This window comes from Marinomonas communis, assembly GCF_004363305.1.
GTDB lineage: Bacteria > Pseudomonadota > Gammaproteobacteria > Pseudomonadales > Marinomonadaceae > Marinomonas > Marinomonas communis.
Map to the genome: position 1 here is coordinate 957,228 of NZ_SNZA01000001.1, position 14,113 is coordinate 971,340.

Annotated in this window: 13 protein-coding genes; 8 read left to right on the plus strand and 5 right to left on the minus strand. The window is 45.3% G+C overall.

Annotated features, from left to right (window positions below; genetic code table 11):
• The coding region (locus C8D85_RS18055; protein ID WP_162847538.1) for a retention module-containing protein at nucleotides 1–676 on the minus strand (676 nt) is incomplete at its 3' end.
• A gap of 210 nt (nucleotides 677–886) precedes the next feature.
• On the opposite strand from C8D85_RS18055, the gene C8D85_RS04495 reads away from it, so the two are divergent.
• Nucleotides 887–2,371 carry a SulP family inorganic anion transporter gene (locus C8D85_RS04495; protein WP_133560144.1) on the plus strand — a complete coding sequence of 495 codons (1,485 nt, stop codon included), beginning with the start codon at nucleotides 887–889 and terminating at the stop codon, nucleotides 2,369–2,371.
• 11 nt (nucleotides 2,372–2,382) lie between these two features.
• Nucleotides 2,383–3,228 carry a universal stress protein gene (locus C8D85_RS04500; protein ID WP_133560145.1) on the plus strand — a complete coding sequence of 282 codons (846 nt, stop codon included), beginning with the start codon at nucleotides 2,383–2,385 and terminating at the stop codon, nucleotides 3,226–3,228.
• Here C8D85_RS04500 and C8D85_RS04505 read toward each other — a convergent pair.
• Nucleotides 3,215–4,327 (minus strand): GNAT family N-acetyltransferase/peptidase C39 family protein, encoded by a 1,113-nt coding sequence (locus tag C8D85_RS04505; protein WP_133560146.1) that lies wholly within the window; start codon nucleotides 4,325–4,327, stop codon nucleotides 3,215–3,217. The two genes, C8D85_RS04500 and C8D85_RS04505, sit on opposite strands and share 14 nt — an antisense overlap.
• Before the next feature lie 178 nt (nucleotides 4,328–4,505).
• Here C8D85_RS04505 and C8D85_RS04510 point away from each other — a divergent pair, with 178 nt between their 5' ends.
• The 6 genes from C8D85_RS04510 to C8D85_RS04535 all read left to right on the plus strand — a co-directional run bounded on the left by C8D85_RS04510 (nucleotide 4,506) and on the right by C8D85_RS04535 (nucleotide 10,954).
• Complete coding sequence (locus tag C8D85_RS04510; RefSeq protein WP_133560147.1) at nucleotides 4,506–5,972, plus strand: RimK family protein; 1,467 nt, start codon at nucleotides 4,506–4,508, stop codon at nucleotides 5,970–5,972.
• A gap of 194 nt (nucleotides 5,973–6,166) precedes the next feature.
• Complete coding sequence (proC, locus tag C8D85_RS04515) at nucleotides 6,167–6,994, plus strand: pyrroline-5-carboxylate reductase (RefSeq protein WP_133560148.1); 828 nt, start codon at nucleotides 6,167–6,169, stop codon at nucleotides 6,992–6,994.
• A gap of 79 nt (nucleotides 6,995–7,073) precedes the next feature.
• The gene (gene dctP / locus C8D85_RS04520) at nucleotides 7,074–8,126 is read left to right on the plus strand and encodes a TRAP transporter substrate-binding protein DctP (protein ID WP_133560149.1); all 1,053 of its coding nucleotides are present in this window, start codon (nucleotides 7,074–7,076) and stop codon (nucleotides 8,124–8,126) included.
• A 97-nt stretch (nucleotides 8,127–8,223) separates the two neighbouring features.
• Nucleotides 8,224–8,724, plus strand: a complete 501-nt coding sequence (locus C8D85_RS04525; protein ID WP_133560150.1) for a TRAP transporter small permease subunit — start codon at nucleotides 8,224–8,226, stop codon at nucleotides 8,722–8,724.
• 3 nt (nucleotides 8,725–8,727) lie between these two features.
• Nucleotides 8,728–10,053 carry a TRAP transporter large permease gene (locus tag C8D85_RS04530; protein ID WP_133560151.1) on the plus strand — a complete coding sequence of 442 codons (1,326 nt, stop codon included), beginning with the start codon at nucleotides 8,728–8,730 and terminating at the stop codon, nucleotides 10,051–10,053.
• Between the two features lie 157 nt (nucleotides 10,054–10,210).
• Nucleotides 10,211–10,954 (plus strand): AraC family transcriptional regulator, encoded by a 744-nt coding sequence (locus C8D85_RS04535; protein ID WP_133560152.1) that lies wholly within the window; start codon nucleotides 10,211–10,213, stop codon nucleotides 10,952–10,954.
• Here the strand turns inward: C8D85_RS04535 and C8D85_RS04540 are convergent.
• Genes C8D85_RS04540 through C8D85_RS04550 form a run of 3 tightly spaced genes read right to left on the minus strand, consistent with a single transcriptional unit; the run spans nucleotide 10,951 to nucleotide 14,109 of the window.
• Nucleotides 10,951–12,006, minus strand: coding sequence for an ABC transporter substrate-binding protein (locus tag C8D85_RS04540; protein ID WP_133560153.1), 1,056 nt, complete (start codon nucleotides 12,004–12,006; stop codon nucleotides 10,951–10,953). The two genes, C8D85_RS04535 and C8D85_RS04540, sit on opposite strands and share 4 nt — an antisense overlap.
• The gene (locus tag C8D85_RS04545; RefSeq protein WP_133560154.1) at nucleotides 12,006–13,463 is read right to left on the minus strand and encodes a sensor histidine kinase; all 1,458 of its coding nucleotides are present in this window, start codon (nucleotides 13,461–13,463) and stop codon (nucleotides 12,006–12,008) included. Before C8D85_RS04545 ends, C8D85_RS04540 begins: the two co-directional genes overlap by 1 nt.
• Nucleotides 13,426–14,109 (minus strand): response regulator transcription factor, encoded by a 684-nt coding sequence (locus C8D85_RS04550; protein WP_133560155.1) that lies wholly within the window; start codon nucleotides 14,107–14,109, stop codon nucleotides 13,426–13,428. Before C8D85_RS04550 ends, C8D85_RS04545 begins: the two co-directional genes overlap by 38 nt.
• Between the last annotated feature and the right edge of the window lie 4 nt (nucleotides 14,110–14,113).

Sequence of the window (14,113 nt, forward strand, 5' to 3'; positions counted from 1 at the left end):
CGTCTTCATCCGCCACCTGGTCGATGCTCACGGTGAAGCCTGCTGTCTCGCCTTCCGTCACGTTGGTTTGGTCCGCCGCGATGCTCACCACTGGCGTTATGGTGGTTGTCGTATCATCAGTACTTGCAGCAGCTACTGCTGGCGTTTCTTCTTCACTAGTAAATAACGCTGAATCATCTTCTTCAGATGCAGCGCTGGTGTCGTAGCCGTAAGTAGGAGTGGCCTGTTGTCCGCTTCGTTGGATATCAGCAGTGGTGTCTGTGCCACCACCTTCTTCAGCGGTTTCACCGGCAGCAGGAGCTTCTTGGTTAAGCGTAGGGTCTTGTCCCGCCAAGATAGCTTGTTGCAGAGCATCAAGTTCAGATGTGCCATCGGATACAAAGGCTTCTTCTTCACTTTCGTCAGCATCCGCGAGGCCAAATACTTCATCGTCAATTGAAGTCGGTACGCTGTCAGCAAACAATAAGTCTGTGCCATCCGTAAATGTAATAGTGATAGTACCACCAGCGATTGAAACTAACTCTTCGCCTGGATAAATTGGGTCGCCAATTCTCAGCACTCGATCTTGACCATCAATAGAGGTTGCTCGAACGAAACCGTCCTCTGGACCGCCGATCTGGGTCACAAAGCCAACTGGTTCACCGAGTGTTACGAAAGTTTGTTGATTGTCGCTCATGGTAAAATCCCTACTTAAATTTACGCTTATTCCAAAGCTAGTACCTTTCTGCAAAGTTATCTATTGTACCAAGGTACAATTATGCTAATTTCGATCAAATTGCGTTCACAATTATGTCTCTTTATAATGTGACGCTTCATTTAGCAGCGTATGGCATGCAATGTGTCGCATTAACTCAGCTGCATTTTCTCTATCGAATAAAGGGTGTCCATGACTGATACATTAAAAAGAGAGTGGTTCTCGAACATACGTGGTGACGTATTGTCCGGTACCGTGGTGGCGTTAGCTTTGATACCAGAAGCGATTGCCTTTTCGATCATTGCAGGGGTTGATCCGAAAGTTGGCCTGTACGCATCGTTCTGTATTGCGGTAATTATTTCGTTCTTAGGTGGGCGCCCAGGGATGATTTCTGCTGCCACAGGCGCCATGGCTCTGTTAATGGTGACTTTAGTTAAGGAGCATGGTTTAGAGTATTTACTCGCAGCCAGCCTTTTATGCGGTGTTTTCCAAATTATCGCGGGCTATCTCAAGCTCGGTAGTTTAATGAGATTTGTGTCGCGCTCGGTTGTCACAGGCTTCGTTAATGCTCTGGCAATACTAATCTTTATGGCACAACTGCCTGAGCTAACCAATGTCACTTGGCATGTTTATGCGATGACAGCTGCAGGGCTGGGTATCATTTACTTATTTCCTTACCTACCTGTTATCGGCAAATCTTTACCAAGCCCATTGGTATGTATTGTAGTGCTAACGGCTTTCTCTCTTGCGGTTGGTTTAGACATACGCACCGTGGGCGATATGGGTGAGCTGCCAGATTCTTTGCCTATCTTCCTTCTACCAGATGTTCCTCTTAATTTAGAGACACTGATGATTATTTTGCCTTACTCGCTGGGTCTTGCAGTTGTCGGCTTACTGGAATCTATGATGACCGCCACTATCGTCGATGAATTAACTGATACCACCAGTGATCGTAACCGTGAGTGTAAAGGTCAAGGTGTTGCCAACATCGGCGCTAGTTTGATGGGTGGCATGGCTGGTTGTGCCATGATTGGACAATCTGTTATCAACGTTAAGTCCGGCGGCCGTTGTCGTTTATCCACCTTTATAGCTGGTGTCTTATTGCTCATCATGGTGGTTTTCCTAGACGACCTGATTGGCCAGATCCCAATGGCGGCATTGGTTGCAGTGATGATCATGGTTTCTATTGGCACTTTCTCTTGGGAATCGGTTATTAATCTTAAACATCATCCAATGTCGACTAATATTGTCATGCTTGCCACCGTAGCCATTGTTGTCGCTACTCATAACCTTGCATTAGGCGTATTCGCTGGCGTTTTACTTGCCTCATTATTCTTTGCTAACAAGATTGGCCGTTTCATGGTGGTAAAAAACGAGCACTCTGCCGAGCACACAACTTACAAAGTCGTCGGCCAAGTATTTTTTGCATCATCAGAGCAGTTTAATCAGTCATTTGATTTCAAAGAAGTTGTGCCGAACGTGACCATTGACCTGTCTCAAGCTCATTTCTGGGATATCACCGCGGTGTCAGCCCTAGATAAAGTCGTGATTAAATTCCGTCGCGAGGGAGCAAATGTTGATGTGATCGGGATGAACGAAGCAACCGCAACAGTGGTTGACAAATTTGGCGTACACAACAAACCTGAAGAAGCCGAAAAGCTTTTAAATGGCCATTAAGGAGAGGTTGTATGAAACAGATCATTGCTTGCATTGATGGATCACCTTTAACTGAGCAAGTGCTTAATGCCACTGAATGGCTTGCAAAGAAAACTGAAGCGCCCGTTACCTTGCTTCACGCACTAGAGAAAGCAAACTCTCAAACTCATGATTTATCAGGCACCATTGGCTTCAGTAGCCGCGAACATTTGCTGTCAGAGCTAACTGAGCTTGATGAAAAACGCGCTAAACTTGCATTGGAACACGGCCGCCTACTTCTTGACGGTGCACAAGCACATTTGCAACAAAATGGCGTAAGCGCGACACCACTTCAAAGACACGGCGATTTCGTTGCTACTCTTAGCGATCTCGAGCAAGACGCACGGGCATTTATCGTCGGCAAACAAGGCACTGAGCATTGTCAGCAACATGTGATTGGCTCTAACCTTGAGCATGCTGCTCGCACACTATCACAACCTATTTTGGTCATTCCAAGTGAGTTCTCGGCACCCAGCTCTTTCATGGTTGCATTCGATGGGCGAGAAACTTCTATCAAAGCGCTTGAGAAAATAGCTAACAGCCCTTTACTTAAGGATATTCCATGCCATCTGGTTATGGTTAAGCGTGATAAAAGTGGCCAACAAGAAACCCTAGATAAAGCAAAGTCCAAGCTAGTTGATCTGGGCTTTAATGTAACGGGGCATTTGATCGAGGGTGAAAACATTCAATCTACGCTGCTGTCATTTCAACAACAGCATAAGATTGATCTCATTGCTATGGGGGCTTACGCCCATTCCAAAGTTAGGCAGTTTTTTGTGGGAAGCAACACCACTAAAATGCTAACGGAAAGTACAGTACCCGTACTTATTCTGCGTTAGCTTTTGAAACTAAGACCGCCGCTCGCAACTGCGAGCGGCCAAACTTACTCATTTTCTCAAAGTCAGTAATCAACAAAGGCACATACTGACATTCAACTAAGGCTACATCTTCCTCAAAATCTGGATCATGCACATATATATGCTGCTCATCATAACCAGTCACCACTACCCAATGTGGAGCTTTCTTGCCATCAAAACGATAAGTACTAATTAAGACAATTACCCATTGTCCCCCATCCACCGCCTGCTTTAAATCCAATATCGTCATAGGCTGACCATGGACTTGCACACCTTCTGCAGCACTCTCTTTCAAGAACTTATTATGACAAGCGGCAAGCACTGTCTTCTTAAGTTCATCACGAACACCATCTAAGAACAACGGCTGATCATCATTCAACCAGACTTCAGCATCAAATCCGCGTCGCTTTGCGGCCAGCGCAAGCCCTGTTGGGTGACATCCGCCATGACCACTGGTCATGTAAATCGTCGTGGCTTCACGCCAAACATCCAATTCATGCTCTAGGGACACATCTGCGCTTTCGTCATTCGCCGCACACACCATCAACAACGATGCTGGACCACAGGTAAACGGCGTACGCTGACCGACGTAAGGCACTTGTAGCAACTTACTTTTATCATCAAACGCACGAATACGTTTATGCATCCGCACAGCATTACTGGTGTCTTCATAATAGTTTTGATAACTACCAAAGGTTCGGTAACCAAGCTTTTTATAAAGCGCGATTGCCGCTTCGTTCCATTCACTGACCTCAAGGCGCAAAGAAATACAGCCGTGCTTCGCAGCATGCTTTTCGGATTGAGTTAGCAGCAACGAACCTACACCTTTGCCACGGGCATTTTTTGACACTGCCAAAGAATACAAACGAGCATGAGCGCGCCCTTTGAAGAAATGTACCAATGCATAACCTTGCAACGCTTCATTCTCAAAAGCCACCAACATGACAGACGTCTCCGCTTTAATGGCATGCCGCAAACTGCGACGACTCATGCGATCCCCTTGGAACGCCTCTTTTTCAAGCATGTCTAGCGCTCCTAAATCAGAAAGCTGTGCGATACGAACGTCAATGTTTGATGCCATAAAAAGGCCCTCTGAGCCTTAACCAAGACAATAATAATGAAGCGGATTCTAGGGCAACGGCCTATTGAAAATATAGTCCTAAATATGCTTAAAATTTGAATAATTGACTACTATTAGAAAAGCAAAAAAGAGCGCATTATCCGCGCATATCAACAAGCCTATAGAAGGACTTTTCTGCATGGCACAAACTTACATCGTGGTCGATCAATTAAAAGACTGGTCAGCATTTCTTCCAAGCGATCACGTCATCACCTTCCCTCAATATCTTTCCCTTACGACGAAGGCGAACGACCGCACGCGTATTATTAACTTGTGTAAGAGCAGCCGTTATTTATCTGACGGATACTACTGCTCTTTGCTTGCAGAAAGCCGTGGCCACAATGTCATGCCATCTGTTCGTACTTTGAATGACCTAAATAAGAAGGCTCTTTACGACATTGAATTATCCCAATGGCTACCTGCTTTGGCTGAGAAGCTTGGCACACCCGCTGAACCTACCACTATTAAAGGCCACGCGGTATTTGGTAACACTTTACGCCCAGAGCTAAAGGAATTTGCACGTAAGCTGTTTGAGAAATTCCCGTCTCCTGTCATTGAGTTCACCTTAAGCTTTAAAAAGCAATGGCAAGTGAAATCTTTAAAGGCAACCTCACATCAAGTATTGGACGATGCAGAAGAAACCTTGTTTGCCGAAGCACTAGATGGCTTTAGCAATAAAGTATGGAGCAAAGCGCGTAAAAGCCGCAGCATTAAGTTTGATTTAGCGATGCTGGTAAACCCAGAAGAAGAACTGCCACCAAGTGATAAACAAGCCCTTAAAAAGTTTGTACAAGCAGGAAAGCAACTGGGTATCCAAGTAGACATCATTGGTCCAAAGGACATCGTACGCTTGCCAGAGTACGATGGTCTGTTTATTCGCGAAACAACTAACATTGACCACCATACTTACCAATTTGCCAAGAAAGCCGAAGCCTATGGCTTAGTGGTAATGGATGATCCACAGTCGATCATGCGTTGTACTAACAAAGTATACTTAGCGGACTTGTTCAATACACACAAAGTACCAAGCCCGAAAACACGCATTATCCATAAAGGTGAAAGCAATATTGAAGACACCTTGGAGCAGCACATTAGCTACCCTATGGTGGTTAAGATTCCTGACGGCGCGTTTTCAAAAGGTGTGTTAAAAGCCCAAGATCGTGCGGAATTGACCAATTGTCTAGATGAGTTATTTAAGAAGTCGAGTTTATTGCTGGTACAAGAATACTTGTACACCGAATTCGATTGGCGTATTGGCATTTTGAACAACAAGCCGATCTTTGCTTGTCGTTACTACATGGTTAAAAATCATTGGCAGATTTACCAACACGGCGAATCAAAAAGTGAAAGCGGTGGCTTTGATACATTGCCAACGTTCGAAGTACCGCGTCGTGTCCTACAAGCTGCGATCGCCGCAACCAAACCGATTGGTAACGGTTTATACGGTGTCGACATAAAAGAAGTAAAAGGTCGCGGCTATGTGATTGAAGTGAATGACAACCCTAGTATCGATCGTGGTGTCGAAGACAAATACTTAGGTGACGAGCTGTACATGCAAATCATGTCAGAATTCCTTCGTCGTATGCAGCAAAAGACCACAAATTAATACCGTATTAAGTCTCTGATTCATGGTCCGTAGTCACGGGCCATGAATGACTTAAAATACCTTCCTCCATTTTTTGATCATGAAGTGCTGAGTTTTTCGCACGTTAATTCCTTCTGAGTTCCATAAAATCCTCTAAAAGTCGCGAAGTGGTTTACATATTCACTTCTCATTTGCATACATCGAGGGTTTTTTTAATGCCACAACACATTGCCTTTATCGGTGCAGGAAACATGTCAAGCGCACTGTACGGCGGACTCATTCACTCCGGCTATTCTGCAACGGATATCACCGCAACCTCACCTGAGCCTCAGATTTTAGAAGCACAGCAGAAAAAATATGGTATTCACACCACCACAGACAACTTACTCGCGGCAACTAAGGCTGATGTACTGGTGTTGGCTGTCAAACCTCAGATTTTAAAACATGTCTGCATTGAAATCGCGTCAGTAATCCAAAACAGAAAAACACCACCTCTGATTATTTCCATTGCAGCAGGTGTTGATTGTTCCGCAATACAAACTTGGCTCAAAACAAACGTAGCTATTGTACGTTGCATGCCTAATACACCGGCCCTCATTGGTGTGGGTGCATCAGGTCTATATGCCAACCACCAAGTTACTAGCCAACAAAAAAGCTTAGCTGAAACCCTATTCAAAGCAGTTGGCATGGTTGAGTGGGTGGACGACGAAGACTTACTAAATGCTGTCACTGCGGTATCCGGCAGCGCACCAGCTTACTTCTTTTTAATGCTTGAAGCGATGCAGCAAACCGCCATGAAACAAGGACTCTCAAGCGAAGCTGCACGCAACCTAGCTCAGCAAACAGCATTAGGTGCGGCAAAAATGGCCACTGAAAGCCCCCTTTCGCTATCAACCTTGATGCAGAACGTCATGTCTCCACAAGGCTCCACCGAGCAAGCCATTTTCTCCCTGCAAGGTGACCACTTTAGCCAGATCATTGAACGCGCAATGAACGCCTGCATGGAACGAGCTCAAACCATGCAAAACGAGTTTGGGGTGTAGTCCCCACCCCAGCAAGGTGCTCAGGGATGCAGCACCTATTTATAAAAGGATGTCCCAATTGAATGACAAAGGAACCAAGATGAAATTAAAAAAAGTATTCGGTCTTGCAACAGGTCTATTGGCCGCAACCCTTTCCACCCAAACCCTGGCGGAAAACAACTGGCGTATGGCGACACCTTGGTCAGGTGGACCTTGGCTAGAACGTGATGCACAAGGCTTTGTGGATCATGTAAATACCCTAAGTAATGGCGGTTTCAACATTAAGCTATTCCCTGGCGGCACCCTTGGTAGCGCTCTTAAAGTCACTGACTCTGTACAGTCCGGCGTCGCTCAAATCAGCCATAACTACATCAACTATGACTATGGCATGGACCCAACCACAGCATTGCTAGCAGGTCATTCAAGTGGCTTAACTCCTGAAGAATTCATGCTATGGATGTACCAAGGTGGCGGCGTAGAATTGTATGAACAATACCGTCTTGAGCAGTTCAATGTTGTTGCATTTCCTTGTTCCATCTTGGGTACAGAGATTTTCCTACATTCCAACAAAGCCGTTCGTACATTGGAAGACTTCAAAGGCCTTCGACTACGCACCTCTGGTGCTTGGGCTGAAATTGCTTCGCGCCTAGGTGCGTCAACAGTCGTAATGGCAGGCAGTGAGATCTACAGCGCTCTAGAACGCGGTGTCATTGACGCAGCCGAATGGGGAAGCCCTGAAATGAACAAGCCAACAGGCTTCCAAGAAGTAGCCAAGTACGTGATCTTCCCTGGCATTCATCAATCTGGTGGTGTCTTAGAGTGTGAAGTCAACAAACGCGCTTGGGACAAGCTTTCTGAACAAGAGCAAAACCTACTTCGCCAAGCTGGTAAGTTGTCAGTCTTTGACTCTTGGTTAGCGGCTTCATATGCAGACCTAGATGCCTTCGAAGAGTTGAAAGAAGGTAACAATGAGCTAGTCGAACTGCACCCTAGCTTCATCAGCGCAGTTCTAAAAGAAACGAAAGCTTGGGAAGACGGCCACGCAGAAGCCAATGAATGGTTTGCAAAAGTCTTAACCTCTCAACGAGCATTCAAGGAAAAAATCAAAAGCTGGCCTGAATACCGTCTACAAATCGGTAAAACCGAAAGCTAAGTCGTTATCAATTTCTGTCCCTAGCTGACAGAAAGACACCTACAGCAGAAGCCTAAGAGCTTCTGCTGTCCATCCATTTTTTACATTGAAAGCAACTATGAGACTCATCCACTTTCTCGATGGGGTAACACGCCTTTTTGGTGCGTTGGCAGCCCTATTGATTCTGCCTTTGACGTTTGCACTGGTCTATGAAGTATTCAGCCGCTACGTATTAAATCAACCCACTCTCTGGGCTTATGAAATCAGCTATATGGTAATGGGCGCATTGTTTATGCTAGGGATGGCCAATGCGTTACGTTTGAAGCAACACGTCAGCGTTGACATTGTCACTCTACACCTGTCTGTGAAAACCATCGCTTATCTGCGTACTGTATTTTACCTAGCACTGATCCCTCTAATGTTCTGGCTCACATGGGAACTCGCCCACTACACCTATGAAGCTTTTGCACGCCACGAGCGCTCGGGCCGCTCGGCCTGGAACCCGGTGATGTGGCCGGTATACACCTCTTGGTTCATTGGCTTTTTGCTTCTGGCCCTACAACTCATTTCCGAACTACTTAAAAACCTATTGATCATCACCACTGGAAAGGAGCACTAACCCATGGGCGAATACTTATCTTTACTCATGTTTCCAGCGCTGATTGCTCTGATTTTCTTAGGGTTGCAGATTTCGTTTGCGATGATGCTGAGCGCAGCAGCATTCGGCTACCTTGTTTTTGAAGATGTGGTCGCCTATCAATTACTGTCGAAAATTGAAGAAACCGCTTCCAATTCAGTATTAGCCGCCGTTCCCTTGTTTATCTTTATGGGCGCCATGCTAGAAAAGTCAGGCATAGCAGAGCGCCTATTTCACGCGATCCATTTATGGACTCGCCGCCTACCTGGTGGAATCGGTGTTGGAACAATCTTACTAGGTACCATCTTTGCTGCCGCAAGTGGCGTAGTTGGGGCAACGGAAGCCGTAATTGGGTTATTGGCAATTCCAATCATGCTTAAGCACCAATATGACAAGCGCTTGTTATCCGGTGTCATTTGCGCAAGCGGCTCTTTAGGGACCGCCATCCCGCCGTCCATTACAGTTATCGTTTTAGGACCTGTTGCGGGGGTTTCTGTTGGGCAATTGTTTAACGGGCTACTGCTTCCTGGCTTGTTGATGGCTGGGTTGTTTATTCTGTATGTAATTTTAGTCGCTACTCTAAAACCGAGCCTAGCACCCTCAGGCCACGAAGAGGCTGAGGCCGTACCTTTATCTGAAAAGCTAAAAGTCACCGTAACAGCACTATTGCCTGCCGCAGCGCTAATATTCACTGTACTGGGCACGATTTTGTTAGGCTTAGCGACACCGACCGAGGCATCAGCCTGCGGTGCTGTAGGCGCTGTGCTGCTGTCCATTTTATATCGCAGCTGCTCACTACCCGTTTTATGGGAATCCGTGCTACGCACCGTCAATATCTCTGCCATGATCTTAATGATCGTCATGGCCGGAAATATGTTTGCAGGGATTTTCTTTGCAACAGGTGGTATGGGAACCGTGCAATCCTTGCTAATGGACTCAGGGCTAAATCGCTATGCAGTGCTAGCCATGATCTTATTGATTGCTTTCATTGCCGGCTTTCTTTTAGACATGATGTCTGTTGTGTTGATCATCATTCCAGTGGCGATGCCGATCGTAAGGCTTTTAGGCTTTGATGAAATTTGGTTCTGTGTGGCTTTCCTAGTCATTCTACAAACCAGTTACTTAACACCGCCATTAGCGCCATCCATTTTCTATCTACGAGCGATTTCACCACCAAGCATCACCTTGAAACATATGTATGCAGGTGTCATCCCCTTTATCGTAATACAGATAATGGTTTTGACAGCGGTACTGGCGATACCAGAACTTGCTACTTGGTTACCTGAAAAGCTAACCAAAACTACATGGTAGTAGCTGACCGTTTGTACAGACTTTCATAGAAAAGTAAATAGAAATCATTATTGAAAATGTGCCTCAGAAATGAGGCACTATTCGAAAAACGCAAATTAATTGAATACCAATTCAATTTAGGGAAAAATCTTCTATAACAAACATAACAAGAACGCCTATGCAAATTCGAGATGTCCTTTTACCCAACCATTGCCACGCACACAGTCACGACTTTCATCAGATCATTTTTCACGTCAATGATGAGGCTCTGTTCGATATCAGCGGCATTAGAGAAACCATGAATGCACAACGTGGTTGCATCATCCCTACGACAGAAAAACATTGCTATAAAGGCTTAGGGGATAGTCGACAGGTGATCATTGACCTCCCCATTTTGGCTTTCCATACTCGGGTTGATTCCCTATTTGATAGTCCATGTTATTTCGAGGCGGATCGTAACTTAGTACAACTAGTACGATGCATTCAAAGCGAAGAAAGTTATTTTAACCATTTCCCTGAGGCATATTTAAACATTTCAATGGGCTTGATGGCCTCTTTGTACTGTCGAATCGTAGGAGAAAAGCCAGATACAAAGTTTTACAATCGACTTAATATCCCTAATATTGAGAGCTTTGTTGAACACCATCTTGCAGACAAAATAAGCGTCGCACAGCTTGCAGATATGAATCACATGAGTCGTGGACATTTCAATGAGCTGTTCATCAAACAGACCGGCGTCTCACCCTATCAATTCATTTTGAAAAAGCGTCTAGAGGTCGCTCATGAACTGATCGTTACGACAAGAAAACCATTGTCATTGATTGCGGAGCAAGTTGGTTTTAGTTCGCAAAGTGCTTTAACACACGCCTTTGCCAAGCACTTTGGTTACGCTCCAAGACAACTCAGACAGGTCAGTTGTTAGTCATCACTGCTAAGCTCTAGAGCAAGCTCCCAGTTCTTGATAAAACGACGCTGCTTTACTAAATCACGTCCCACTAGCAGCTGTTGGTCTAAATCTACCGTTCGAATCGTTCTGGTCGGCCCGATGGGCATGGCAAAATGTGGTTCGTATTCAGATGCACGAATCGGGTATAGCAATTCTTCACTGGTCATCAGTGACTGGCCTTCATCAGATAATAGGAAATCAATAAAAAGGCCGGCATCTAAGGCATTTGGTGCGTGCTTTGGAATAACCGCTGTACGCATAAGCATCAGGGTGTAATCCTTGGGAATAATCATCTCAATATTTGAGTCATTAGCGGCACGCTGCGCTGCATAAGACCCTAACAAGTTGTAGCCGACCACTAATTTGCCGTTGGCAACATCGTCAATAATATCACTGGAACAGCAATAAGTTTTCACCCCATGACTACCGAAGGCTTCTAACATTCGCCCCCAAGTAGCATCCGCTTGCCTCGCATCTTGGCTGGCCAAAAGATAACCCACCCCACTCTTGCGGATGTCATAAGTCCCCATACGACCAGATACATCCTCATCGTTTTGGCGGATGTAACTGAGCAATGCTTGGCGATCTTGAGGCATTTCTATATTTGCAAACGCCTTCTTATTCACCATCATGACAACAGGCTCATAAGAGAAAGCAAACACTTCACTGCGCCATTTCGCATTACTTGGCAGTCGTTCAGTTTCATCAGAGCGATAAGGCTGCGTAAAGCCATCATTCACTAGCTTTAACTGTAGATCCATGGCACTACTAATCACTAAGCTGGCGCTTGGCTGAGCAGACTCGGAGACCGTTAAGTAATAAAGTTCAAGCGTATTAACGTCTACATAGCCAATACGAATGTCTGGGTGGCGTGCAACAAAGCGCTCTAATAAAGGCCTAAACGAACTCATGTCTAAAGTAGAGTTAATATACAACACCCTTTGCGCAGTGGAAGCGCCAAACCAAATCGGTTCCGCATGCAATACCGATGCTAATAGACAACTAAACCATACGATAAATCGTTTCATTAGCTATCCTCTCGAAACTTAAAAGCAGGAAAATCAACCGTCACCACGGTGCCATGGGGATGATTATCAGACAAAGTAATCTCAGCCTGATGGTATTTAGTAATGTCTTTGACCAACGATAAACCAACGCCTGTGCCTGCAATGTCATAACGGCCACGATAAAAACGTTCGAACACGCGCTGCTTATCAACATCACTAATCCCTACCCCCTGATCAATAACCTCAACGCGGTAAATCTTTGGCATAGGAGTAATGCGAATCACCACTTCTTTTTGTTCGATGCCATTTTCTAACACACTGTAACGAACCGCGTTTTCTATTAGATTCTGCATCATTTGCTCGATTGCAACGGTGTCCCCAACAATGATGGCTTCTTCCAGTTCACTCTCAAAACAAAGCATGACGCCTTTGCGCAAAGCGGTTAAAGCTTGAGCTCGACAAGACTCACGGATAGGCTGAACCAGATCAATTAAGCCCATTGGCTGAGATTGCAGTCGATGGCTAATCGTCGCTTGATTTAAGAGAAAACTCACCGTATCACTCAGCGCTTCACACTGTTCAATGATCTTTTCCAGAGCTTGGCGCTGCTGCTCAGGTTTACCGATATCACGTGCGTTTTCCGCCAACGCCTTAAGGCTAGCTATTGGTGTACGCAATTGGTGTGCGGCATTTCCTGTATAGTTTTCTAACTCTTCCAGGTTGCTTTGCAAACGCAACATGAAATCATTAATAACTACTTTTAAGTGGTAGGTCTCTCTTGGCGTTTTCAATGTAAGTGGCGTCAGATCCCCTGGGGTTCGAGACTCTAAAACTTGCTCAATTCGATGCAGTGGACGCAACACAATCTGACTGCCAATCACAATCAAAGCAATCGATACCAACGCCACCAGAGTAATCAGTTCAACGGCCCTCTGGGTAATAGAAGCCGCCATTTCTTCCCTAGATAAACGCGTGTGCGCAAGCACCGTTCGCACGGTACCACTAGCATCTGGCTCGGTGATATAACGTTCTAACCAAGCAAAACGCAACACTTCACCAGAATACGTTCGATCAAAAAACTGGATAGTGCCATACTCGACGGGTAAAGCAGGTGAGGAATCTAAATTAAAGTAACCCGTAATAAAGCCTTGGGAGGAGCTTTCAACCTTGTAGAAAACTCGGTCGTCACTTGCCTGAGCTAGCGTGGCAAAGGCAGACCAAGGAATATCAATGGTGATCTCCCCTTCAATCTGGCCGACATTTTCATCCATTTGCAATAAAGCACTACGCAACAAACGATCATAAGAAATATCAGCCAAGCGTTCGCTGTAATCAAATACCAATTTAATCGCTAATAATGCGATCAAGATAATCGTGAACGCACCAACAACAATAAATCGCCCTCTTAACGAAGGCGAATGCCGATAATCATGCTGACGCTCATACGCGTTTAACGGACGTAGAGATCTCCGCCACATAGCCTATGCCTCGCAATGTGCTAATCACCAAGTCACTTCCTGATAGCTTTTTTCGCAGCCTTGCTACATACAGCTCAATAGCATTCGGCCCGGGCGTCTCATCAAAGTTAAAAAGGTGCTCCGTGATTTCATCTTTACTTAGCACTCGACCTAAATGCCCTAAGAAGATTTCTAATAAACGAAATTCTCTGTTTGTAATCGCACGAACTTCTTTGTCCACCATGACCTGTCGACTATCGCGATCAACAGTGATATTGCCATGCTCGGTAATGTTGGAAGCATAGCCCTGTTTGCGTCTTAGCAAAGCGCGGCAGCGAGCCTCCAGCTCACCAAAATCAAAAGGTTTCGTTAAATAGTCATCTGCCCCGGCATCAAGAAGACGAATCCGATCATCTACTTGGTCTCGTGCCGTTAAGATCAACACTGGCGTAGCGTCTTCACGTTGTCGTAAAGCTTGTAATATCTGCAAACCAGATACATTTGGTAGATTCAAATCAAGAATAATGAGATCCACCGACTGATAACGCAAAAATTCGTTTGCTTGTTTACCATCCTGAATCAAATCTGCGCCATGCCCCAAACTGGACAATCGATCGCATATTGCCTGCCCTAATACTTCGGTATCTTCAACCACTAAAATACGCATACGA

Bases quoted from the DNA above. Each gene is read 5' to 3' on its own strand.
- dctP (WP_133560149.1), top strand. From the start codon at position 7,074: ATGAAATTAAAAAAAGTATTCGGTCTTGCAACAGGTCTATTGGCCGCA.
- C8D85_RS04510 (WP_133560147.1), top strand. From the start codon at position 4,506: ATGGCACAAACTTACATCGTGGTCGATCAATTAAAAGACTGGTCAGCA.
- proC (WP_133560148.1), top strand. From the start codon at position 6,167: ATGCCACAACACATTGCCTTTATCGGTGCAGGAAACATGTCAAGCGCA.
- C8D85_RS04505 (WP_133560146.1), bottom strand. From the start codon at position 4,327: ATGGCATCAAACATTGACGTTCGTATCGCACAGCTTTCTGATTTAGGA.
- C8D85_RS04535 (WP_133560152.1), top strand. From the start codon at position 10,211: ATGCAAATTCGAGATGTCCTTTTACCCAACCATTGCCACGCACACAGT.
- C8D85_RS04500 (WP_133560145.1), top strand. From the start codon at position 2,383: ATGAAACAGATCATTGCTTGCATTGATGGATCACCTTTAACTGAGCAA.
- C8D85_RS04540 (WP_133560153.1), bottom strand. From the start codon at position 12,006: ATGAAACGATTTATCGTATGGTTTAGTTGTCTATTAGCATCGGTATTG.
- C8D85_RS04545 (WP_133560154.1), bottom strand. From the start codon at position 13,463: ATGTGGCGGAGATCTCTACGTCCGTTAAACGCGTATGAGCGTCAGCAT.
- C8D85_RS04495 (WP_133560144.1), top strand. From the start codon at position 887: ATGACTGATACATTAAAAAGAGAGTGGTTCTCGAACATACGTGGTGAC.
- C8D85_RS04530 (WP_133560151.1), top strand. From the start codon at position 8,728: ATGGGCGAATACTTATCTTTACTCATGTTTCCAGCGCTGATTGCTCTG.
- C8D85_RS04550 (WP_133560155.1), bottom strand. From the start codon at position 14,109: ATGCGTATTTTAGTGGTTGAAGATACCGAAGTATTAGGGCAGGCAATA.
- C8D85_RS04525 (WP_133560150.1), top strand. From the start codon at position 8,224: ATGAGACTCATCCACTTTCTCGATGGGGTAACACGCCTTTTTGGTGCG.